This window comes from Peiella sedimenti (genome assembly GCF_030504955.1).
In the GTDB taxonomy this organism is placed as follows: domain Bacteria; phylum Pseudomonadota; class Alphaproteobacteria; order Caulobacterales; family Caulobacteraceae; genus Brevundimonas; species Brevundimonas sedimenti.
Genome location: NZ_JAUKTR010000003.1, coordinates 83690 through 104332, shown reverse-complemented (window position 1 = coordinate 104332; position 20643 = coordinate 83690). Strand labels below are relative to the sequence as shown.

The following is a 20643-nucleotide window of genomic DNA, read 5'->3' as shown; positions in this document are numbered from 1 at the left end:
CCTCAGCGCCCGTCGAGGCACTTCAAGGCCACTTCCAGGTTCTTCAGCCCGTCCTGACCGGTGACGGCGGGGGCGGCGCGACCCAGGCAAGCCTCGACAAAGGCCTCCAGCTCCTTCTTCAGGGGCTCGGACGGCCAGGCGTTGACCATGCGGGTGGAGTAGGAACCGTCCTTCTGGAAGCCGAAGTTCTCGGTCACCGTGCGGGTGATGAGGTCGGCCACCACGAACTTCTGCCGTGTCGCCACCTGGAGGATGCGCGCCTTGAAGGGCGTGACCCAGTTGGTGTTGATCTGGGCGATCACGCCGCTCTCGGTGCGGAACTGGAGCAGCGCCGTGTCCTCGCGATCAGCGTGGGTGCGGGCCAGCTGGGCCTGGACATCGACGATCTCGGACCCGGTCAGGTGACGGACGATGTCGATGTCGTGCACCGCCAGGTCGATGACCACGCCCACCTCTCCCATGCGCGGCGGGAAGGGGCCGACCCGGGTGATCTGGATGGAGATGATGTCGTCGTCGGCGATGGAGCGCTTGACCGCCTCGACCGCCGGGTTGAAGCGCTCGACGTGGCCCACCATCAGCACGGCGCCCGAGCGCTCGGCGGCCGCGATCAGGGCCTGGGCGCCCTCCAGGTCGGCGGCGATGGGCTTTTCCACCAGCACATGCACGCCGCGCTCCAGCAGGGCCACGCCCAGCTCGGCGTGGTGGCGGTTCGGCGTCGCCACGATGGCGGCCTCAATGCCCGACGACAGAAAAGCCTCGGCGTCCGTGAAAGCGTCCGCGCCATAGGCCTCGGCCACGCCCTGGGCCGTCGCGCCGTCCGGATCGAACACGGCGGTCAGGCGGCCCTCGCGCAGCTCGGACGCCACCCGGGCGTGGTTGCGGCCCATGACCCCGGCGCCGGCGACGCCGATCCTCAGGCGCTGATCCTCCATCAGAAGCTCCTCACGGCGTCGATGATCCGATCCTGGGTGGCTTCGTCCAAGTCGGCGTGCATGGGCAGGGCCAGGACCACATCCGCCTTCGCCTCCGTCACCGGCAGGCCGCCAGCGCCCACATGATCGCCCTTGAAGGCCGGCTGCTGATGCAGCGGAATCGGATAATAGACCGCCGTGGGCACGCCCTTTTCGCGCAGATGCGCCGCCAGACGGTCGCGCGCCTCATGCTCGATGACGTACTGGGCCCAGACCGAAACGCCGCCGTCGATCACCTGCGGCACGGCGGCCACGTGGGGCGCGAGCAGCTCGTTGTAGCGGGCGGCGATGCGGTTTCTCGCCTCGATCTCGTCGGCGAAGACGGCCAGCTTCTCGATCAGGACCGCGGCCTGGATGGTGTCCAGGCGCGAGTTCACGCCCACGCGCATGTTCAGATACTTGGGGTCGTGATCGAAGGTGCGGCCCTCCAGGTCGCGGGCGACCGCCTTGCCGTGCACGCGGCAGCTGTCGATCATCTGCGCCAGGTCGTCATCGTCGGTCAGCACCGCCCCGCCGTCGCCGTAGCAGCCCAGCGGCTTGGCCGGAAAGAAGCTGGTGGTGGTGATGTCAGCCCACTTCACCGGATGCGCGCCGTTCAGGGTGCAGCCGAAGCCTTGGGCGGAATCGGCGATCAGCTTCAGCCCGTGGCGGTCGCAAATCTCGCGAAGGCGGGGGTAGTCGGCCGGCTGGCCGAACAGGTCCACCGCGATGACCACGCGGGGCTTCAGCCGCCCCTCGGCCTTCACGGCGGCGATGGCCGCCTCCAGCTTGTCCGGGTCGATGTTGTAGGTGTCCGGCAGGATGTCGACGAAGACGTTGGTCGCGCCGAACCAGGGCGCCACCTCGGCCGTGGCGGCGAAGGTGAAGGAGGGGCAGAACACCGCATCGCCCGGCCCGATCCCCCAGGCGCGCAAAGGCAGGGCCAGGGCGTCGGTGCCATTGGCGCAGCCCAGGGCGTGCCTGGCTCGGCCAAAGTCCGCCAGTTTCTGTTCGAACTCGCGCACCTGCGGACCCATCACCCAGGCGCCGCCCTCGACGGCGGCCATGATGGCGTCGGTCATGCGCTGACCGATGCGGCGGCGCTGGGCCTGGAGGTCGATGAAGGCGATGCTCATGGTCGTCTTTGAATGCTCTGCGCCGATCCTGCGCGGGCGCTCTTTAACCACCGCCCGACAACCGCGCCACGCCCGCGGCGTTCACGCTTGGCGACGGCTTGTGTCGGAGGGTTCGGGAACCGCAACGCCTCCGCCGGGCTTAACGCATCGGTTTCGAAGGAAGAGTTCCATGCGGATCGTCTCAAGCCTCGTCCTGGCGGCCGCCCTCCTGACCGGCTGCGCCACAACGCCTTCGCCGGAGAGGCCCCCCAGCGAATACCGGCCCCAGCACACCGGCGCCGCTTCCGAGATTGTCTTCGTGGATTATCGCCGCGGCGAGTTCGCCGACGACCAACTCATCATCACCGTGACGGACGCGCGCGGGACGCGGCGCATCACAGAGCGAGACTTTCGCCCCCTGAACGAGGTCGTGAACGAAACTGGCTACTTCCCCACGGCTTCAGAGGGCTCGGTGCGGGTGCGGGCCGAACTGCGGCGCGGCGGGCGGCTCATCAGCCAGGCGGAACTGCAGCTGGAGGCTCGGCGCGACTGGTTCTGGGGCGTGGGCATCGACGTCTCCCCGAACCTGAACCGCCCGCCCCCCTGTATCGGCTGCATGGGCGAGGCCGCCGCGCCGATCGTCGGCTACGACGGGCCGGAGGAACTGCGCTTCCGTCTGACGTTCAGCGGCAACTCCATCTCGGCCCCGGGGGTCTACTGATTGCGCGGGCGCCGCGCCCGCTCCATAAGCTTAGCCGATTGGAGAAGCTCGCCATGACCCGCGCCAAGACCATGATCCTTCTGGGCCTCGCCGCCCTGGGCCTGACCGCCTGCAACACCATCGCCGGCATCGGCCGCGACATGCGCGCCGCCGGCCAGGCGGTGGAGGAAACTGCCGAGGACGTGCGCCGCTAGGGGCACGCGGCGGACCCTTTCGCGTTAGTGGCGCAAAGGAGGATTCCATATGCGCGCCTGCCTCACCTTCGTGGCGACGACCGCCTTGGCCGCCTGCGCCGCCACCCCGATGCCCGAACCGATGCCCGGACCCGGGCCCGGCGGCGGCGCTGAAATCCGTTCGACCGAACAGGACTGCGCCGTGATCGCGGCGGTGGCGCGCCAGCACTACGGCTATGGCGGAGAGAACGCCCCCCTGCCCCTGTGGAACCCGGTGGAGGAGAACGGCGCGACGTGGCGGCTGACCTGCGACTGGAGCCGTTATGGTCTGTCCTTCCCGCGCACCTACCAGCCGACGCCGCCACGCCCGGGCGAAGGCTTCAAGCCCTGGGTCAAGTTCGAGCGGCCCCGCTACACCAGCCGGGGCGCCACGGTGGCCACAAGCTATCTGATGGGGCCGCTGGCCGGCGCCGGACAGGAATGCGAGTTGGTTTCCGGCGTGGCCGGCTGGACGGTGCGCGAGTGCCGGATGATGTGGATCTCCTGATTGGCCCCGCCGAACGACGTCAGGGTCAAGATCTGTGGGCTGTCCACGCCTGAGACGGTCAGCGCGGCGGTGGACGCCGGCGCCGACTGGCTGGGTTTCGTGCTGGTCCCCTCCAGCCCCAGGACCGTCTCGCCCGAGCAGGCGCGCCTCCTGGCCGAACCGGCGAGAGGGCGGGCCGGGATCGTCGCCCTGACCGCCGACGCCTCGCCCGACGAGCTGGCCGCCCTGGTCGAGAGGGTGCGGCCCGACGTGCTGCAACTGCACGGCCGGGAGAGCCCCGGGACCTGTCTGTTCGCGCAAGGCTTGGGCGTCGAAGTCTGGAAGGCGGTCGGCGTCGCCTCGCCTCAAGACCTGAGGCGGGCGGCGGCTTACTCGGCCGCCTGCGACGCGGTCCTGCTGGACGCCCGCCCGCCCAAGGGAACGGATCGCACCGGCGGTCACGGCCAGGCCTTCGACTGGTCGCTGCTGGAGGACTGGCGAGCCGGAGGGCCCTGGCTGCTGGCGGGCGGCCTGAGACCCGAAAACGTGGCCGAGGCGCTGCGCCGGACCCGGGCCCCGGCCGTGGACGTCTCCTCTGGCGTGGAGACGAGCCCCGGTGTTAAGGACCCCCGGCTGATCTCGGCGTTCATGAGCGCCGTAAAGAGCGCCTGAGGCGGCCCCTCCCCCTGGCCGCGAAGCCAGAAGAGACGAAGCGTGAGCGTCGCCGCATCCAACGCCTATGCCTGGCCCGATGAACGTGGCCGTTTCGGCCCCTTCGGCGGCAGATTCGTGCCCGAGACCCTGATGCCGCTGGTGCTGGAGCTGGACCAGGCGTACGCCGACGCCAAGGCTGACCCGTCCTTTCAGGAAGAGCTGGATGGTTTCCTGCGCGACTATGTGGGCCGGCCCAGCCCACTCTATTTCGCCGAGCGCCTGACGGACCACGTCGGGGCGGCGAACATCTGGTTCAAGCGCGACGAGCTGAACCACACCGGCGCGCACAAGATCAACAACTGCATGGGCCAGGTGCTGCTGGCCCGTCGCATGAAGAAGCCGCGCATCATCGCCGAAACGGGCGCCGGCCAGCACGGGGTGGCCACGGCCACGGTCTGCGCGCGCTTCGGCCTGCCCTGCACCATCTATATGGGCGCGACCGACGTGGAACGGCAGAAGCCCAATGTCTTCCGCATGAAGCTGCTGGGGGCCGAGGTCGTGCCGGTGACGGCGGGCCGCGCCACGCTGAAGGACGCCATGAACGAGGCCCTGCGCGACTGGGTCACCAACGTCCACGACACCTACTACATCATCGGCACGGCGGCGGGTCCGCACCCCTATCCGGCCATGGTGCGCGACTTCCAGAGCGTCATCGGACGCGAGGCCCGGGCCCAGTTGATGGAACGCACCGGCCGCCTGCCGGACGCGGTGGTGGCGGCCATCGGCGGCGGATCAAACGCCATCGGCCTGTTTCATCCCTTTATCGGCGATGAGGGCGTGCGCCTGATCGGCGTCGAGGCGGCCGGTCGGGGCCTGGACGGACCGGACCACGCCGCCAGCCTGCAGGGCGGGCGTCCGGGCGTGCTGCACGGCAACCGCACCTACCTTCTTCAGGACGACGACGGCCAGATCCTTGAAGGGCATTCCATTTCTGCCGGGCTGGACTATCCAGGCATCGGCCCCGAACACGCCTGGCTGCACGAGACCGGCCGGGCCGAATACCGCGCCGCGACGGATCAGGAGGCTCTGGAGGCCTTCCAGCTGTGCTCGAAGCTGGAGGGGATCATTCCGGCGCTGGAGCCCAGCCACGCCCTGGCGCGGATCGGCGAGATCTCCCGCGAGGTCGGCAAGGGCGGGAACGTGGTGATGAACCTGTGCGGCCGGGGCGATAAGGACATCTTCGCCGTGGCTCAGCACCTGGGGGTCAGGCTGTGAGCGCGCGCTCCCATACCGATCCCTGGCGGCTGAGCGGGCCCTTCGAGCGCAATCCCGACCGCGCCTGTCTGGTGGCCTACATCATGGCCGGGGACCCCGATCTTGAGACCACCTACCAGCTGATGACCACGGGCCTGGCGGGCGCCGACATTATCGAGCTGGGCATGCCTTTTTCGGACCCGATGGCCGAAGGCCCCAGCATCCAGCGGGCGGCGCAGCGGGCGCTGAAGGCGGGCACGACGCTAAAAGCCGTGCTGGGCCTGGTGCGGCGGTTCCGCGAGACGGACACGGTCACGCCCGTGGTGCTGATGGGTTATCTGAACCCGGTGGAGTCGTACGGTTACGAGGCCTTCGCGCGCGACGCGGCGGACGCGGGCGCCGACGCGGCCATCATCGTCGACTGCCCCCCCGAAGAGGCGAACGCCCTGGCCGACGCGCTGGAAGCCGCACGGCTGAGCCTGATCCCGCTGGCGACGCCGACGACCGACGCGCGCCGCCTGCCGATGGTGCTGAAGCGGGCTTCCGGTTTCATCTACTACGTGTCGGTGGCCGGGGTGACCGGCGTGAAGTCCGCCGACGCGGGCTCCGTCGCCGAGGCCGTGGCCCGGATCAAGGCCGCCTCCCGCCTGCCCGTCGCGGCCGGATTCGGCGTGCGCACGCCCGAGCGGGCGGCCGAGATGGCCCGCATCGCCGACGCCGTCGTGGTCGGCTCGGCCATCGTGAACGAAGTCGCGGCCGCCCTCGACGAGGGCGTCTCGCCGGTCGAGCGGGTCGAGACCGCGGTCTGGCGTCTGGCCGAGGCCGTGCGCAACGCCCGTCTCGCCTGATCCGTTCCGAAGCGTTAGAAGGCGCCCATGGCTGACCGGAACCCGAACGATCCCGACAAGCGCCAGCGCGGCGGCTGGCTGGCCCGCATCGCGCCCGGCGTACGCAAGATCGTCGCCCGGCGCGACACGCCCGACAACTTGTGGGTCAAGGACCCCGACACCGGCGACATGATCTGGCGGCCGGACCTGGAGGCGGCTCTTTGGGTCACGCCTTCGGGAAGGCATATGCGTATCGGCGCTTCCCAGCGTCTGAAGGTCACCTTCGATGACGGCGCCTACGAGCCGCTGGAGCTGCCGGAAGTCCCCGAAGATCCGCTGAAGTTCTCGGACGGCAAGCCCTATCGCGATCGCCTGGCCCAGGCCCGCAAGGCCCAGGGCATGCGCGACGCCATGGGCGGCGGCTTCGGCCGTATCCAGGGCGTGGAGGCCGTGGTCCTGGTGCAGGACTTCCACTTCATGGGCGGATCGCTGGGCATGGCGGCCGGCGAAGCCTTCGTCGCGGCCGCACGCGACGCGGTGCGGCGGGGCGTTCCCTTTGTCTGCTTCACGGCGGCCGGCGGCGCCCGCATGCAGGAGGGCGCCCTGTCCCTGATGCAGATGGCGCGCACCACCCTGGCCATCCAGGAGCTGAAGGCGGCGAAGCTGCCCTATCTGGTGGTGCTGACCGATCCGACCACCGGCGGCGTCACCGCCAGCTACGCCATGCTGGGCGACGTGCATCTGGCGGAGCCCGGCGCCCTGATCGGCTTCGCCGGTCCGCGCGTCATCGAACAGACCATTCGCGAGAAGCTGCCGCCGGGCTTCCAGCGCTCGGAGTACCTGGCCGAAAAGGGCATGGTGGACAAGGTGGTGCCGCGCGCCGAACTGCCCGAGACGCTGGCCCGGCTCCTCTCCATGCTCATGGACGCTCGGAGCGCCGCCTGACCGCCCGCGTCGACCAGGCGCTGGCGCGTCTGAAGGCCCTGCATCCCAAGCGCATCGACCTGTCGCTCGGCCGCATGCGCCGGGTGCTGGCGACGCTTGGGAATCCCGAGAGGCGCCTGCCGCCCGTGATCCACGTGGCCGGCACCAACGGCAAGGGCTCCACCTGCGCCTATCTGCGCGCCATGGCCGAGGCGGCGGGGATGGCGGTCCACGTCTACGCCTCGCCGCATCTGGTCCGTTTCAACGAACGCATCCGGCTGGCGGGCGATCTGATCAGCGACGACCAGCTGGCTGAGGCGCTTGACCGGGTCGAGGCCGCCAATGGCGATCAGCCCCTGACCTTCTTCGAGGCCACCACGGCGGCCGCCTTCCTCGCCTTTTCCGAGACGCCCGCGGACCTCCTGATCCTTGAGGTGGGACTGGGTGGGGTGCTGGACGCCACCAATGTCATCGAGGCGCCGCTGCTGTCGGTGATCACGCCGGTGGACTACGATCACGCCGAGTTCCTGGGGAACGAGCTTTCCGGCATCGCTCGCGAAAAGGCCGGGATTATGAAAGCCGGGCGGCCCGCCATCATCGCCCGCCAGGCTGAAGAGGCCCAAGGGGTCATCGAGACCGCGGCCGCCCGTGTGGGCGCGCCCCTGACGCAGATGGGCGTGGACGTGGACGCCTTTGCTGAGCGCGGACGACTGATCTTTCAGGGACGCGATCGCCTGCTCGACCTGCCGCTCCCGGCGCTGCCGGGGCCGCACCAGATCGACAACGCCGGCCTGGCCGTCGCCTGCGCGGTGGAGCTGGGTTGGCCCGAGGCCGCCATTGAGCAGGGGCTTACCTCAGTGAGTTGGCCCGGGCGCCTTCAGCGGCTGACCCTGGGGCTATATGGCCGTAGGGCGCAGGCGGCCGGGGCCGAGCTGTGGCTGGACGGCGGCCATAATCCCCACGCCGCCGAGGCCTTGGCGCGCACGCTTGAGCAGATGCAGGGGCGCGACCCGCAACCTCTGAGCCTCATCACCGGCATGCTCGCCAGCAAGGACGCGGGCGGCTTCTTCCGCGCTTTTCGACGACTCGATCCAACGGTGCTGACCATCGATTTCGGCGCGTCTGGAGAAGGCGGATCGGCCGCCGATCCCGCCGTGCTGGCCCATGCGGCCCGGGCCGAAGGCCTGAACGCCCGGTCTGCAACTGGCGTGAGCGACGCGCTCGATCAGGCGCAGGCTTCAGGCGCGCGACGCATCCTCATCTGCGGTTCGCTCTACCTGGCTGGAGAGGTGCTGGGGGCCGATCCGGAGACCTGGCCCCGCTAGCCTCACCGCTGCGAAGGTCCGCCCGCCGCGATCCAGGCGTCGACCCGCTGCTCCAGAAGGCTCAACGGCACCGGCCCTGAGGCCAGCACAACCTCGTGGAAGTCCCGGATGTCGAACCGGTCGCCCAGGGCCGCCTGGGCGCGGGCGCGCAGCTCGAAGATCTTCAGCTGGCCGATCATGTAGCAGGTCGCCTGACCGGGATTGGTGATGTAGCGATCGATTTCGCGCACCACATCGCCCTCGGACATGGCCATGTTGGTGCGGAACCAGTCCATGGCCTGATCCCGCGACCAGCCCTTGGAGTGGATGCCGGTGTCCACCACCAGGCGGCCCGCGCGCCACAGCTCCAGCGACAGGCGGCCGTACTCGGCCCACGGGTCCTGATAGTAGCCCATCTCCCTGGCCAGCTTCTCGGCGTACAGACCCCAGCCTTCGATGTAGGCGCCGTAGTAGGCGAAGCGCCGGAACAGGGGCAGGCCCTCCTGCTCGATGGCGCGGGCCAGCTGGAAGTGATGGCCCGGCGCGCCCTCGTGGTAGGCGGTGGCGTCCACCTCGGGCTTCAGCACCTGGGTCATGTCGCGCAGGTTCACGTAGTAGACGCCGGGCCTCGATCCGTCGGCCGTCGGCCGCTCGTAGAAGGCGGTCGAGGCGGTGTTCTCGCGGAAGGCTTCAACGGCTCGCACCTCCAGCGGCGCGCGCGGCAGGTGGTGGAAGAAGCGCGGCGCGTCGGCCATGGCCTGATTGATCAGGCGCGTGGAGTCGTCCAGGTACGCCTGCCGTCCCTCCGCCGTATTCGGATAGGTGAAGCGCGGATCGGTGCGGACGTGTTCGAAGAACTCCTGCAGGGTGCCTTCGAACCCGACGCGCTGCTTCAGCGCCTCGAATTCGCGGTGCAGGCGCTCCACCTCGCGCAGGCCGATGTCGTGAATCTGGTCGGCGGTCAGATCGGTGGTGGTGAAGAAGCGCAGCTGAGACTGATAGAATTCCTGTCCGTTCGGTTGGGCCCAGACGCCGTTATTGTCCGTCTTTTCGCGGGAGATGGTCTCCAGCGTCCCGATCATGCGCTCATAGCCGCGCCGGAACGGCCCTGAGAGAGCTTCGGCGGCCCCGGCCTTCAGGCGCGCCTTCTCCTCAGCCGGGATTTCCAGCGCGTCCACCTTGGTGGAGAAGTCGGCCAGAAGGACGCTGGGCTCGCCGTTGTCGAAGGGCGCCCCGCGCAGCTGGTTGCGGGCGTCGGTGATCACAGCCGGATAGACCAGGGCCGGCGCCGACAGGCCCTGGCGGTGGCGGTTCATCAGATCGGTCGAGACCTCGCCCATGACCCGCTCCACGTCGCGCAGGCGCGAGATGTAGGCCTCGGCGTCGGCCACGTTCGCCACCGGGTGGTTGTTCAGCAGCAGCACCGGAATGTTGCTGGTCGGCGCGCCGTTGTTGGTCACCAGATAGCTGTGCTCCCGCCAGCGCAGGAACATGCGCTGGTTGGCGACGCCGTCCTCGAACAGGGCCATCGAGATGCGGCCCTGCTCGGACAGACGGGCGGGGTCGAACTGGCGGCGCATCTCCGCGAGGTGGCGCTCGGCCAGGGCCAGGGATTGTTCGGAACCCGCTCGGGTATAGTCGTCGAGCCGGTCGTTGTGCTGTTTCGAACCGAACTGGCTGAGGCTTTCGGGGCTGAGCGCCAGCTGCTCGCGGAAGGCGGCGTCGAGGAAGGCGGTCAGTCGAGCGTCCTCGGCGGCCGCATCGGGCGCCGGGGTCTGGACGACGGCGGGCGCGGCGGGCGCGGCGGGCGCGGCCGCCATGTGCGCGCAGCCCGAGACGGCGACGGCGAGGGCGAGCACGCTGGCGGTGAGAAGGGCGCGGCGCATGGGCGGGTCTCCTGAAACAGCGGCGGCGAGAAGGCCATGCTAGAGCTGGGCTGTCACCTGAAAGATTGCTCATTCAGCAAGCCCGGTCCCGCCCCGGCTTGAGCCGGCGGCGCAACGCGGCTTAAGCATGCGGCATGAGCGCACCCACCGACAGCGACCGCGGCCTGACCTACGCCTCTTATCTGGCGCTGGACGAGCTGCTCCATTTGCAGCGCCCCCTAAGCGACCAGCACGACGAGATGCTGTTCGTCATCATCCACCAGACAAAGGAGCTGTGGCTCAAGCAGATCATTCACGAACTGGGCCTAGCCCAGTCGCTGATCGCGGCGGGCGATCTGGTCCCGGCCTACAAGTCCATGGCGCGGGTCTCGCGCATCCAGGCGGTGATGACCCAGTCGTGGGACATCCTGACCACCATGACGCCTGCGGACTATCTGAAGTTCCGGGATTCCCTGGGCACGTCGTCCGGCTTCCAGAGCGATCAGTTCCGCAGGCTGGAATACATGCTGGGGCTGAAGGATCGCGCCTTCCTCAAGTTCCATGAGGGCCGGCCAGACGCGCTGAAGGCGCTGGAGGCGGCGCTGGAGAGCCCGAGCCTCTACGACACCGTGCTGGCCCACGCGGCGGCGGCGGGACTGTCCGTTCCGGACGAGGTTCTGAAGCGTGACGTCACCCAGCCCTACGAGGCCCACCCCGGCGTCGAAGCCCTGTGGCTGACCGTCTATCGCGACACCGACCGCTGGTGGAGCCTCTATCAGCTGGCCGAAAAGCTGATGGATCTGGACGACGCCATGATCACCTGGCGGCACAAGCACGTCCTGACCGTGCAGCGCATCATCGGCGGAAAGCCCGGCACCGGCGGCACACCCGGCGTGGCCTACCTGATCAAGACCCTCGAGCGGCGCGCCTTTCCCGAGCTGTGGTCGCTGCGGACCCAACTGTAAGGCGGCCTATGTCCCACAAAGCCCTGTTCTCGCGCGCGTTCGAAGCGGCGCCCAAGAGGCTGCACTTCGCCGCCCACAGCCATCACCTGTGGCCCGACGCCAGCTATTTCGCCCACATGAAGGCCTGGGACCTGGCCGCCGCCATGGCCGACACCAAGTGGGATCCCATCTTCGCCGACGTCATCCCCGAGGCCCAGGACAGCGTGGCCAAGGAGCTGCGCCTGCCGTCAGGCGACTCCGTCGTCTTCGCGCCCAACACCCACGAGCTGCTGGTGCGGCTGGTCTCGGCGGTGCGCCGCAAGCCCGTGCGCATCCTGTCGACCGATGGCGAGTTCCACTCCTTCCGCCGACAGGCCGAGGCGTGGGAGGAGGCGGGCACGGCTCAGGTCACGCGGGTTCCGGTCCGGCCGTTCCACGACTTCGCCGAGCGCTTCCTCAAAGCGGCGCGCGAGGGGCGCTTCGACCTGATCCTGGTCAGCCAGGTCTTCTTCCGCACCGGCTGGGTGTTCGGACGCATGGCCGAGCTGGCCCAGCTGTCGACCCCGGCGGGACCGTGGGTGGTCATCGACGGCTACCATGGCTTCATGGCCGTCGACACCGACCTGTCCGCCATCGCCGACCGGGTCTTCTACATCGGCGGCGGCTACAAGTACGCCATGGCCGGCGAGGGCTGCGCTTTCATGCATGCGCCGGAGGGCTTCGGCGAGCGGCCCGAGATCACCGGCTGGTACGCCGAGTTCGGCGACCTGCAGGGGCCGCCAGGCGGCGTCGGTTATGCGCGGGACGCCGGTCGATTCTGGGGCGCCACCTTCGACCCGTCGGCGCTGTTCCGTTTCAACGGCGTCAGGCGCATGCTGGACGATCAGGGCCTGACGACGGCCGGGATCAGCGCCTGGTGCGAACCCCTGATGCAGCGTTTCGCCGCGGCCGCCGAGGCGGGGCGCGCCGGCCCCCTGAAGGAGGCCGTGCTGCTCAACCCCGTGACGCGGGGGCCGCGGGCGCGCTTCCTGGCCTTCCAACACCCCGAGGCGGCCAAGTGGCAGGCCATACTGGAAAACGCCAGCGTCATCACCGACGTGCGCGACGACGTCATCCGCTTCGGCTTTGGCCTGTATCACGATCCCGAGGACGTGGACCTGCTGGCTGAGGTGTGCGCCGACCTGCTGGCCGACTGATCAGTAGAAGACCGTGTCTTCGGTCTGCTGCGGCTGGGGCGCGGCGCGCGGCTCTGACGGAGTCTCGTCAGCGGGCTCCTCGGTCTGCTGCGGCTCGGCGCCCGGAGCCGGCTCGGGCGGCGGCAGATCAGGCAGGGCCAGAGGGTCGGGCCGCTGCGGCTCCGCCTCGGGCGTTTCGGCCGTCTCGGTCTGGCGATCCGCGCCCACGTCGTCCAGCAGGTAGCGGAAGGACCGCTCGTCGGAACAGGCGCAGGCCTTCATGTGACCTTCGGCGTCGCGCCAGATGACGATGGGATAGCCTCGTGACACGCCGGCCCCCGATAGCAGGCCCTCAAGCTGGGCGACGAAGCCGCGCGCCGTCTCGACCACGCCCGAGCGGGCCAGATTGCCGTCCGCCGGCTGCAGCCCCGCCGCCGTCCAGTTGCGCGACGGAGTCGCCGTCCAGCGCTGGTACAGGGCGGGATCGCGCGCCAGCCACAGCTCGGCCACCGTGGCGCGCTCGGCGGCGGTGGACTGGGCCATGCCCTCGCGGTCCGGACGGGCGAAGACGATCACGCGCGGCTGTCGGCCCGCGTCGCGCAGGGCCTCGAAGGTCTGGCGTTCGAAGGCGCGGCAGCTGGCGCAATCGCGGTAGGTGACCACCCAGACCGGATCGCCGCCCTCGCCCAGCGGCGCGATCCAGCTGGCGGATTCAAGCAGGCGCTGAATCTCGGCCTGGTTCTTGGCCAGGGTCACGGGGCGGTAGCGCGCGAAATAATTCCAGTAGGCCCAGTAGCCGCCGCCGGCCAGCAGCACGCCGATCACAGCGGCGATCAGGCTGAAGACGAGGAAGCGGCGCACCGGGTTGCGCCTGCGGGGCGTGGGGGCGTTGGGCTCGCTCATGCGCAGGACAGTAACACCGCTTCTCAGCCCCTGTCGCTAGGGACAACCCCCGGCCGAAATCGGCTGAGCCGGACGCACTCTGGCGAAGCTCAGATTTCGGCCCCAGTGTCTCAGCGGGACCTCATTCCGCCAGGGCCAGCTCGATGCGCGAGGCCTGGGCCTGGACCTGAGAATAGGGCGTGGCGGCCGACGGCTGCTCCGGCGCCGTCACCGAGGGCCATAGAGCCACAAAACGTTCGATGTCGGCGCGGGCGGGCGCGGCTTCGGCGCCCTTGGCGGCGTCGCGGGCGGCCAGGGCGGCGCCGTAGGCGTGCTGGTACTCGACCGGATCGACCGCATTCGCCTGGACGACGTGGCGATAGAGGCCGGCGGCGATGGAGGTCATGCCCTTGGCGACCTCGGCCCCGCTGCCGCCCGCGCGCTGCTGGGCCTGGTCAAGGGCGCGGATAGCGGCGTCCAGATCGGTCGGCGCGCCCGTCTCGGCGGCGCGGCGCAGCACGGCTTCGTCCACGCCCTCGAAGCGCGCCTTCTGCGGATCGTAAACCTCAAGCAGGCCTTGACCCACCAGAGCGGCGGCGGCCTCCGGACCCTCCACCCGGGCCGACTCCTTGGCCACCAGGAAGAAGCCCTTGAGATGGGCGATGCGCAGGGCCTGGCGGCTTTCCGGCGCCACCGCGGCATAGGCGGCCTGGGCGCCGGCTTCGCCCGCAGCGCCGCCTTCGGCACCGCCTTCGCCGCCCTCGCCCACAGGAGCGGAGGCGCCCCGTTCGGCCCCGCCCTCGCCGCCTTCGGCCGTAGCGCCCGGTTCACCCCCTTCGCCGCCGCAGGCCGCGAGGCCCGCGCTGAGGGTCAGGGCCAGGCCCAGGCGGGTCCAGGTCTTGGCGTGAAAAGTGGTCATGGCGGCCTCTCCGAACTATCGCCCGGACCCTAGCGCTCCGAACCGTTATTGCAAGCGGCTCGCAATAGCAGATCAGCCGTCCAGCCGGTCCGCCCGCCTCAGCGAGGGGAACATCCGGGCCCAGCCCACCGTGGCGGCCAGGGCCGCGCAGCCGCCGAACACCGCCGCGGTGATCGGTCCCAGCAGCCGCACCATCAGGCCCGAATAGGCTTCTCCCAGCTCGTTGGACGCGCCGATGAACAGCATGGACACCGAGCTGACCCGCCCCCGCATGTGATCGGGCGTGGCCAGCTGGATCAGGGTCTGGCGGATGTTGACGCTGATCATGTCGGCGGCCCCGCCGATGAACAGCAGCGCCGCGCTCAGCCAGGCGATCTTGGACAGGCCGAAGCCCAGGGTGCAGACGCCGAACACGGCCACCGCGGCGAACATCCAAGCCCCTCCTCGCCGCACGATGGGATAGCGCGACAGGTAGATGGCCATGCTGAGAGCCCCGACCCCGAAGGCCGCGCGCAACAGGCCGAAGCCTTCGGGGCCCACATGCAGGATGTCGCGCGCGAAGATGGGGGTCAGCAGCGCCACGCCGGCCAGCATGACCACCACCAGGTCGAGCGAGATGGCTCCCAGGACCAGCTTGGTGCGCCAGACATAGGCCAGCCCCTCGCGCACAGCCTCCAGACGGGGCTGGAGTCCGGCGTCCGGATCGGGCTTGCCCGAGGTGCGGATCAGCAGGAACAGGGCGAAGGCGGCGATGAACAGGGCCAGGGCCGTGGCGTAGGCGAAGGGCACCGAGACGCCCAGGATCAGCCCACCGGCGGCCGGTCCGGCGATGGCCCCGGTTTGAAAGGCGATGGACTGGGCGGCGATGGCGGGCGGCAGAGCCTTGCGCCCCACCACGCGCGGCAAGAAGGCCTGGCTGGCCGGCGCCAGGAAGGCCCGCGCCGCGCCGAACACCGTGGCCACCGCCAGCAGCCCCCACAGGGGCGGCTCGCCGTGCAAGGCCATCGCCAGATAGGCCAGGGCGCAGCCGCCCTCGACCAGGATCGACAGCATGACCGTCAGCTTGCGGTCGCGCCGGTCGGCCATGGCGCCCGCCGGCAGTGTGAAGGCCAGCAGGGGGATGAACTGCGCCAGGCCCACCAGGCCCAGATAGAGGCTGGCCTCCTCGATGGGATGGTCGCGCCGGGCGATCTCGTACACCTGCCACAACAGGGCCGCCGACTGGATCTGGATGGCCAGCACGGCCAGCACCCGCCCCAGCCACAGCAGGCGGAAGTCGCGGATCTTCCAGGGGCTCTCGTGGCCGCCGCCTGGTGTGGCGGGCTCGGGCGGGGCCGGCTGCGGGTTCTCGGGCGCGTCTATGGTCACGCGCTGCGCCGACCCTGGCTCGGATAGGGCGTTCCGTCCTTGTGGGTGAAGCCGCCAGGGCCGAACAGCATGTCGATGTCCGGATAGACGCCCTGGTCGCCGCCGGGCGTGCGCGTGCCGACCTCAAGCAGAACCGCCTCAGCGCCTGAGCGGTTCTCCAGCTTGTGGCCATTCTCCACGCCGGCCTTGAAGCCCGCGCAGTCCCCGGCCCGAAGGACGGTCTCTCCCTCGTCCTCCACCAGCACCACCTCGCCCTCCAGCACCCAGACGAACTCATCCTCGCCCTTGTGCCAGTGGCGCTGGCTGGACCAGCTTCCAGAGGGCAGGCGCAACAGGTTCACGCCGAACTGGCTGAGGCCTGCGGCGTCCCCCAGACGCCAACGCCTGCGCGCCAGGCAGGGCTCGGCGTGGGGATCGGGATAGCCGGTCCCGTGGCCGGTGGGGGCGGCGTCGATGTCGATCTTGGGCATGGGCTTCTTAATCGCGGCCAAGCGCCCTAAAGCAGGGCCATGGCCACGCCTTTCATCGACCCCGTTCTGCTGACCCGCGACCTGATCCGCAAGCCCTCGGTGACGCCGGTGAACGCCGGGGCGATCGAGGTGGTGGCCCAGACGCTTGAGAGCCTGGGCTTTACCTGCCGGCGCATGGATTTCGACGGCATCGTCAACCTCTACGCCCGGCTTGGGGCCGAGGGGCCGAACCTCTGCTTCGCCGGCCACACGGACGTGGTTCCCCCGGGGCCCGAGAGCGACTGGAGCCGCGGTCCATTTGAGGCCGAGGTGGTGGACGGCATGCTCTATGGACGGGGCGCGGTGGACATGAAGGGCGGCATCGCCGCCTGGATCGCGGCGGTCGCAGAGCGGCTGGCGAAGGGCGGCGTGCCCGGCTCGCTGTCCTTCCTCATCACCGGCGACGAAGAGGGCCGCGCCACCCACGGCACCAAGCTGGTGGTCCAGGCGCTGAAAGCCGAGGGCGAGCGCATCGACCACTGCATCGTCGGCGAGCCCTCGTCCCAGCAAAGGCTGGGCGACTGCATGAAGATCGGGCGGCGCGGCTCGCTGAATGTCTGGATCACGGCGCGCGGGCGTCAGGGCCACGTGGCCTATCCGGAGCGGGGGGCCAACCCGATCCCGGTGCTGGTGCGCCTGTTGAACCGGCTGGAGGAGACGCGGCTGGACGAGGGCTACGAGGCCTTCCAGCCCTCCAATCTGGAGCTGACCACCATCGATGTGGACAACCCCGCCACCAACGTCATCCCGGCGGTGGCGACCGCGCGCCTGAACATCCGGTTCAACCCGGCGCGCACCGGGGCCGACCTGATCGCCTGGCTTGAGGACGAGCTGCGCGCCGCCGAGGGCGGGGGCGTGACCCTGTCCATGGAGACGCTGCACTCCGGCGACGCCTTCCTGACCCCCGAGGGCGACTTCACCCACCTCGTTCAGGACGCCGTCGAGGCCGAGCTGGGCGTGCGGCCCACGGCCTCGACCACCGGCGGCACCTCGGACGCGCGCTTCATCAAGGACCTGTGTCCCGTTCTGGAACTGGGACTGGTCGGCCAGACCATGCACCAGATCGACGAGCGGGTGCCCGAGGCCGAGCTGCGCGCCCTCGCCGGGGCCTACGGCCGCGTCATCGACGCCTATTTCGCGCGCTTCTCGGGCTGAGTCAGAGAATAGCGACCACCACCACGCCGATGCAGGCGGCGGCCATCAGGGTCACAACCACATCGGCGACCATCTGGACGCGCATCTCGCCTGAACTCAGCACACGCGCGCCCCTGCGACGGGCGGGAATGCGCGACGGCGGCGGGGCGTGGGGGGGACGTTCGAATTCGGTCATTGGCTCACTCCGGGACAATCCGGATCCGAGGTGGCAGGGTTCGTGCCGCCCGCCCCTCCCCTTGTGTCCCCGCCCCTTGCGTCGCGCCTCGTAGCGGCGCATCTCACCGCCATGGATCAAGCCCACCTGGTCGAAACCCTGGCCGGCGGCCGCCCGCCGGTCCCCCGCACCTATTCAGGCCTGAATGGGAGAGGCCTGTGGACCCTCTACGTCCGCGAGGTTCGCCGCTTCTGGAAGGTGGGGATGCAGACCCTGGCCGCGCCGGTGGTCACCACCCTGCTCTATATGCTGGTCTTCGTGGTCGCCATGCAGGGCGTGCGCCCGCCCATCCACGGCGTCGGCTTCGCCGAGTTCGTGGCCCCCGGCCTGATCATGATGGCGATCCTCAACAACGCCTTCGCCAACTCATCCTCCAGCCTGATCCAGGCCAAGATCATGGGCACGGCTACGGACTTCCTGACGCCGCCGCTCAGCCCGCTTGAGCTGACCCTGGGCTTTACGCTGGGCGCCGCCACGCGTGGCGTCCTGGTGGGCTTCGTCACGGCGGTGTGCGTGGCGCCCTTCGCGGCGCTCAGCTTCCAGCACATCTGGGCCATCGTGCTGTTCGGCGCCGGCGCCTCGCTGGTCATGGGCCTGGTGGGTGTGCTGGCCGGCCTGTGGAGCGAGAAGTTCGATCACCTGGCGGCGGTGCAGAACTTTGTCGTCATGCCCATGACATTCCTGTCGGGCACCTTCTACAGCGTCGACCGCCTGCCCGAGCCCTTCGCCACGCTCAGCCACTTCAACCCGTTCTTCTATCTGATCGACGGCTACCGCTACGGCTTCGTCGGGGCCTCGGACGGGGATGTGCGCATCGGCGCGGCCCTGATCGTGGTGCTGACCCTGATCATGGGCTTCGCCGCCTATGAGGTCTTCCGTCGCGGCTGGCGGCTGAAGACCTGAGCCCCGGTGTTGACTAAGCCGGAGGCCGGGCCGACAAAGCCGCCGTCCTGAACGCGGTCCTGGCGCAGCCCGCCGGGGCCGTCGCCCTTTCTAGGAGGCCGCCTTGTCCACCGAACACCTGATGGGAGTCTACAACCGCGCGCCGATCGAGGTGGAGCGCGGCGAGGGCGCCCGCCTCTACGCCAAGGACGGGACCGCCTATCTGGATTGCGTGGCCGGCATCGCCACGACCGCCCTGGGCCACTGCCATCCGCGCCTGGTGCAGGCGGTCAAGGATCAGGCCGTGAAGCTGTGGCACGTCTCCAACATCTTCCGCATTCCAGGACAGGAGGCGCTGGCCGACCGGCTATGCGCCGAGAGCTTCGCCGACGTGGTCTTCTTCACCAACTCGGGCACCGAGGCCGTCGAGTGCGCCCTGAAGACGGCGCGCAAGTATCACTCCGCCAACGGCGACCCGGAGCGTACCGAGATCTTCGGCTTTGACGGCTCGTTCCACGGCCGCACCTACGCCGCCATCAACGCCGCGGGGAATCCCTCCTATGTCGAAGGCTTCGGCCCTCGCCTGCCCGGCTATGAACAGCTGAAGTTCGGAGACATGGCCGCGCTGGAGGCCGCCCTGGCCCGGCCCACGGCGGCCGCCATGATCATCGAGCCCGTCCAGGGCGAGGGCGGCGCCCGCGCCGTTCCGGACGAAGACCTGCGCCGCATGCGCGCGTTGTGCGACCAGCACGGCGTGCTGCTGATCTTTGACGAGGTGCAGTCCGGCATGGGCCGCACCGGCAAGATGTGGGCCTACGAATGGGCCGGAATCGCGCCGGACATCATGGCGGTGGCCAAGGCGCTCGGCGGCGGCTTCCCCATCGGCGCCTGCCTGGCGTCGGCCAAGGCGGCCAAGGGCATGACCGTGGGCGTGCACGGCTCGACCTTCGGCGGCAACCCGCTGGCCATGGCTGTCGGTCTGGCGGCGCTGGACGAGATCGCCAAGCCCGAGACGCTCGACAATGTGCGTGAGGTCTCCGGCTATCTGAAGCAGCAGCTGCATGGCCTGAAGGAGCGATTCCCCGACGTCATCGTCGATATCCGCGGCAAGGGTCTGCTGATCGGCGTCAAACTGATCCCGAACAATCGGGAGTTCATGGGTCTGGCCCGCGACCAGCAGCTGCTGGTGGCCGGCGGCGGCGACAACTGCGTGCGTCTGCTGCCCGCCCTGAACCTGAGCAGGGAAGAGGCCGCCGAGGCCATCGAGAAGTTCGAGCGCGCCTGCGAGGCGGCCCGCAAGGCCGCCGCGTGAGCCTCCGCCACTTCATCGACCTGTGGCGGCTGACCCCCGCCGACCTGCGCGCCATCCTGGACGAGGCGCATCGGCGCAAGGCTGCGCGCCAGGGCCGCCCCAAAGGTTTCGTCGACAACGACGCCCCCGCGCGGGACCGCGTGCTGGCCATGGTGTTCGAGAAGAACTCGACGCGCACCCGCTTCTCATTCGATGCGGCGATGCGGCAGTTGGGCGGCGCCTCCATCATCGCCACGGCGGCTGACATGCAGCTGGGCCGAGGCGAGACCATCGAGGACACCGCGCGCGTGCTGTCGCGCATGGTCGATGCGGTGATGATCCGGGCCAATCGCCATGACGACGTGGAGCGTTTCGCCGCCGCATCGAGCGTGCCGGTCATCAACGGCCTGACCGATAAGAGCCACCCGTGTCAGATCCTGGCCGACCTGTTGACGGTGGAGGAGCGCAAGGGCCCAGTCGAGGGCAAGACCATCGCCTGGATCGGCGACGGCAACAATGTCTGCGCCAGCTTCATCCACGCCGCGCCGCTGTTCGGGTTCGACCTGCGCATCGCCTGTCCCGGCGCGTATCATCCTGACCTTTACGACCTGGCGCGCGGCGCCGACCGGGTCTCGCTGGTGGATGGCCCGACCGAGGCGGTGCGCGGCGCCGACGTGGTCGTCACCGATACTTGGGTCTCCATGGGCGACACCGACTACGAAGCCCGGCTCGAGGCGTTCGAGGCCTACGCCGTGGACGAGCGGCTGATGGAGAATGCGCCGGACGCGGTCTTCCTGCACTGCCTGCCGGCCCACCGGGGCGAGGAGGTGTCGGACGCCGTGCTGGACGGGCCCCAGTCCGCCGTCTGGGACGAGGCCGAGAACCGAATCCACGCTCAGAAGGCCGTGCTGGCCTGGTGCTTCGGCGCGCTTTGAGCTTCACCGTACGCAATCTTCACGATTAGCGTTTACCGAAGTCACTCCAGTGTCGG

At 69.6% G+C, this 20643-nt stretch carries 22 protein-coding genes; 14 read left to right on the top strand and 8 right to left on the bottom strand.

The window, feature by feature from the left end:
* Positions 1 to 2: 2 nt before the first annotated feature.
* Positions 3 to 932: a Gfo/Idh/MocA family oxidoreductase gene (locus tag Q0812_RS07870; RefSeq protein ID WP_302109777.1), complete on the bottom strand. Its 930-nt coding sequence runs from the start codon at positions 930 to 932 to the stop codon at positions 3 to 5.
* A complete protein-coding gene (locus tag Q0812_RS07865; RefSeq protein ID WP_302109776.1) occupies positions 932 to 2086 on the bottom strand; it encodes a DegT/DnrJ/EryC1/StrS family aminotransferase in 1155 nt (384 codons plus the stop codon). The genes Q0812_RS07870 and Q0812_RS07865 overlap by 1 nt, the downstream gene beginning before the upstream one ends.
* A gap of 169 nt (positions 2087 to 2255) precedes the next feature.
* Here Q0812_RS07865 and Q0812_RS07860 point away from each other — a divergent pair, with 169 nt between their 5' ends.
* The 8 genes from Q0812_RS07860 to Q0812_RS07825 all read left to right on the top strand — a co-directional run bounded on the left by Q0812_RS07860 (position 2256) and on the right by Q0812_RS07825 (position 8469).
* Positions 2256 to 2786: a YajG family lipoprotein gene (locus tag Q0812_RS07860; protein WP_302109775.1), complete on the top strand. Its 531-nt coding sequence runs from the start codon at positions 2256 to 2258 to the stop codon at positions 2784 to 2786.
* 53 nt (positions 2787 to 2839) lie between these two features.
* Positions 2840 to 2980 (top strand): entericidin A/B family lipoprotein, encoded by a 141-nt coding sequence (locus Q0812_RS07855; RefSeq protein WP_302109774.1) that lies wholly within the window; start codon positions 2840 to 2842, stop codon positions 2978 to 2980.
* 49 nt (positions 2981 to 3029) lie between these two features.
* Complete coding sequence (locus Q0812_RS07850; protein WP_302109773.1) at positions 3030 to 3506, top strand: hypothetical protein; 477 nt, start codon at positions 3030 to 3032, stop codon at positions 3504 to 3506.
* A complete protein-coding gene (locus tag Q0812_RS07845) occupies positions 3507 to 4157 on the top strand; it encodes a phosphoribosylanthranilate isomerase (protein ID WP_302109772.1) in 651 nt (216 codons plus the stop codon).
* 42 nt (positions 4158 to 4199) lie between these two features.
* Entirely contained in the window at positions 4200 to 5414 is a 1215-nt protein-coding gene (gene trpB / locus Q0812_RS07840) for a tryptophan synthase subunit beta (RefSeq protein ID WP_302109771.1), read from the top strand.
* Between the two features lie 29 nt (positions 5415 to 5443).
* Complete coding sequence (gene trpA / locus Q0812_RS07835; protein ID WP_302110118.1) at positions 5444 to 6241, top strand: tryptophan synthase subunit alpha; 798 nt, start codon at positions 5444 to 5446, stop codon at positions 6239 to 6241.
* Positions 6242 to 6268: 27 nt separating this feature from the next.
* Positions 6269 to 7165, top strand: coding sequence for an acetyl-CoA carboxylase carboxyltransferase subunit beta (locus Q0812_RS07830; protein ID WP_302109770.1), 897 nt, complete (start codon positions 6269 to 6271; stop codon positions 7163 to 7165).
* Positions 7166 to 7239: 74 nt separating this feature from the next.
* Positions 7240 to 8469, top strand: coding sequence for a bifunctional folylpolyglutamate synthase/dihydrofolate synthase (locus tag Q0812_RS07825; RefSeq protein WP_302109769.1), 1230 nt, complete (start codon positions 7240 to 7242; stop codon positions 8467 to 8469).
* Between the two features lie 2 nt (positions 8470 to 8471).
* On the opposite strand, the gene Q0812_RS07820 is transcribed toward Q0812_RS07825, so the two are convergent.
* A complete protein-coding gene (locus Q0812_RS07820; protein WP_302109768.1) occupies positions 8472 to 10334 on the bottom strand; it encodes a DUF885 domain-containing protein in 1863 nt (620 codons plus the stop codon).
* Positions 10335 to 10468: 134 nt separating this feature from the next.
* On the opposite strand from Q0812_RS07820, the gene Q0812_RS07815 reads away from it, so the two are divergent.
* The gene (locus Q0812_RS07815) at positions 10469 to 11278 is read left to right on the top strand and encodes a tryptophan 2,3-dioxygenase (protein ID WP_302109767.1); all 810 of its coding nucleotides are present in this window, start codon (positions 10469 to 10471) and stop codon (positions 11276 to 11278) included.
* Between the two features lie 8 nt (positions 11279 to 11286).
* Complete coding sequence (locus Q0812_RS07810) at positions 11287 to 12453, top strand: kynureninase/PvdN C-terminal domain-containing protein (protein WP_302109766.1); 1167 nt, start codon at positions 11287 to 11289, stop codon at positions 12451 to 12453.
* Here Q0812_RS07810 and Q0812_RS07805 read toward each other — a convergent pair whose 3' ends face one another.
* From Q0812_RS07805 to Q0812_RS07790, 4 genes are all read right to left on the bottom strand, one after another.
* Positions 12454 to 13335 carry a hypothetical protein gene (locus tag Q0812_RS07805; RefSeq protein WP_302109765.1) on the bottom strand — a complete coding sequence of 294 codons (882 nt, stop codon included), beginning with the start codon at positions 13333 to 13335 and terminating at the stop codon, positions 12454 to 12456.
* Between the two features lie 121 nt (positions 13336 to 13456).
* The gene (locus Q0812_RS07800; protein ID WP_302109764.1) at positions 13457 to 14233 is read right to left on the bottom strand and encodes a hypothetical protein; all 777 of its coding nucleotides are present in this window, start codon (positions 14231 to 14233) and stop codon (positions 13457 to 13459) included.
* Positions 14234 to 14305: 72 nt separating this feature from the next.
* Positions 14306 to 15595, bottom strand: coding sequence for an MFS transporter (locus tag Q0812_RS07795; protein WP_425281563.1), 1290 nt, complete (start codon positions 15593 to 15595; stop codon positions 14306 to 14308).
* Between the two features lie 2 nt (positions 15596 to 15597).
* Positions 15598 to 16071 (bottom strand): cupin domain-containing protein, encoded by a 474-nt coding sequence (locus Q0812_RS07790; protein WP_302109762.1) that lies wholly within the window; start codon positions 16069 to 16071, stop codon positions 15598 to 15600.
* Positions 16072 to 16110: 39 nt separating this feature from the next.
* On the opposite strand from Q0812_RS07790, the gene dapE reads away from it, so the two are divergent.
* Positions 16111 to 17265 carry a succinyl-diaminopimelate desuccinylase gene (gene dapE / locus Q0812_RS07785; RefSeq protein ID WP_302109761.1) on the top strand — a complete coding sequence of 385 codons (1155 nt, stop codon included), beginning with the start codon at positions 16111 to 16113 and terminating at the stop codon, positions 17263 to 17265.
* Between the two features lies 1 nt (position 17266).
* Here dapE and Q0812_RS07780 read toward each other — a convergent pair whose 3' ends face one another.
* Positions 17267 to 17440, bottom strand: a complete 174-nt coding sequence (locus Q0812_RS07780) for a hypothetical protein (RefSeq protein WP_302109760.1) — start codon at positions 17438 to 17440, stop codon at positions 17267 to 17269.
* A 111-nt stretch (positions 17441 to 17551) separates the two neighbouring features.
* On the opposite strand from Q0812_RS07780, the gene Q0812_RS07775 reads away from it, so the two are divergent.
* From Q0812_RS07775 to argF, 3 genes are all read left to right on the top strand, one after another.
* A complete protein-coding gene (locus tag Q0812_RS07775) occupies positions 17552 to 18382 on the top strand; it encodes an ABC transporter permease (protein ID WP_302109759.1) in 831 nt (276 codons plus the stop codon).
* Between the two features lie 121 nt (positions 18383 to 18503).
* A complete protein-coding gene (locus tag Q0812_RS07770; protein WP_302110117.1) occupies positions 18504 to 19673 on the top strand; it encodes an aspartate aminotransferase family protein in 1170 nt (389 codons plus the stop codon).
* Positions 19670 to 20587 (top strand): ornithine carbamoyltransferase, encoded by a 918-nt coding sequence (gene argF, locus Q0812_RS07765; RefSeq protein WP_302109758.1) that lies wholly within the window; start codon positions 19670 to 19672, stop codon positions 20585 to 20587. Before Q0812_RS07770 ends, argF begins: the two co-directional genes overlap by 4 nt.
* Positions 20588 to 20643: the final 56 nt, after the last annotated feature.

What these genes read in the sequence shown, in the direction of transcription:
- Q0812_RS07860 (WP_302109775.1), top strand. Translation starts at nt 2,256, where the DNA reads ATGCGGATCGTCTCAAGCCTCGTCCTGGCGGCCGCCCTCCTGACCGGC.
- Q0812_RS07790 (WP_302109762.1), bottom strand. Translation starts at nt 16,071, where the DNA reads ATGCCCAAGATCGACATCGACGCCGCCCCCACCGGCCACGGGACCGGC.
- Q0812_RS07870 (WP_302109777.1), bottom strand. Translation starts at nt 932, where the DNA reads ATGGAGGATCAGCGCCTGAGGATCGGCGTCGCCGGCGCCGGGGTCATG.
- Q0812_RS07810 (WP_302109766.1), top strand. Translation starts at nt 11,287, where the DNA reads ATGTCCCACAAAGCCCTGTTCTCGCGCGCGTTCGAAGCGGCGCCCAAG.
- Q0812_RS07855 (WP_302109774.1), top strand. Translation starts at nt 2,840, where the DNA reads ATGACCCGCGCCAAGACCATGATCCTTCTGGGCCTCGCCGCCCTGGGC.
- Q0812_RS07820 (WP_302109768.1), bottom strand. Translation starts at nt 10,334, where the DNA reads ATGCGCCGCGCCCTTCTCACCGCCAGCGTGCTCGCCCTCGCCGTCGCC.
- Q0812_RS07770 (WP_302110117.1), top strand. Translation starts at nt 18,504, where the DNA reads ATGGGAGTCTACAACCGCGCGCCGATCGAGGTGGAGCGCGGCGAGGGC.
- Q0812_RS07825 (WP_302109769.1), top strand. Translation starts at nt 7,240, where the DNA reads ATGCGCCGGGTGCTGGCGACGCTTGGGAATCCCGAGAGGCGCCTGCCG.
- Q0812_RS07865 (WP_302109776.1), bottom strand. Translation starts at nt 2,086, where the DNA reads ATGAGCATCGCCTTCATCGACCTCCAGGCCCAGCGCCGCCGCATCGGT.
- Q0812_RS07800 (WP_302109764.1), bottom strand. Translation starts at nt 14,233, where the DNA reads ATGACCACTTTTCACGCCAAGACCTGGACCCGCCTGGGCCTGGCCCTG.
- Q0812_RS07775 (WP_302109759.1), top strand. Translation starts at nt 17,552, where the DNA reads ATGGATCAAGCCCACCTGGTCGAAACCCTGGCCGGCGGCCGCCCGCCG.
- Q0812_RS07805 (WP_302109765.1), bottom strand. Translation starts at nt 13,335, where the DNA reads ATGAGCGAGCCCAACGCCCCCACGCCCCGCAGGCGCAACCCGGTGCGC.
- Q0812_RS07815 (WP_302109767.1), top strand. Translation starts at nt 10,469, where the DNA reads ATGAGCGCACCCACCGACAGCGACCGCGGCCTGACCTACGCCTCTTAT.
- dapE (WP_302109761.1), top strand. Translation starts at nt 16,111, where the DNA reads ATGGCCACGCCTTTCATCGACCCCGTTCTGCTGACCCGCGACCTGATC.
- Q0812_RS07850 (WP_302109773.1), top strand. Translation starts at nt 3,030, where the DNA reads ATGCGCGCCTGCCTCACCTTCGTGGCGACGACCGCCTTGGCCGCCTGC.
- Q0812_RS07830 (WP_302109770.1), top strand. Translation starts at nt 6,269, where the DNA reads ATGGCTGACCGGAACCCGAACGATCCCGACAAGCGCCAGCGCGGCGGC.
- Q0812_RS07780 (WP_302109760.1), bottom strand. Translation starts at nt 17,440, where the DNA reads ATGACCGAATTCGAACGTCCCCCCCACGCCCCGCCGCCGTCGCGCATT.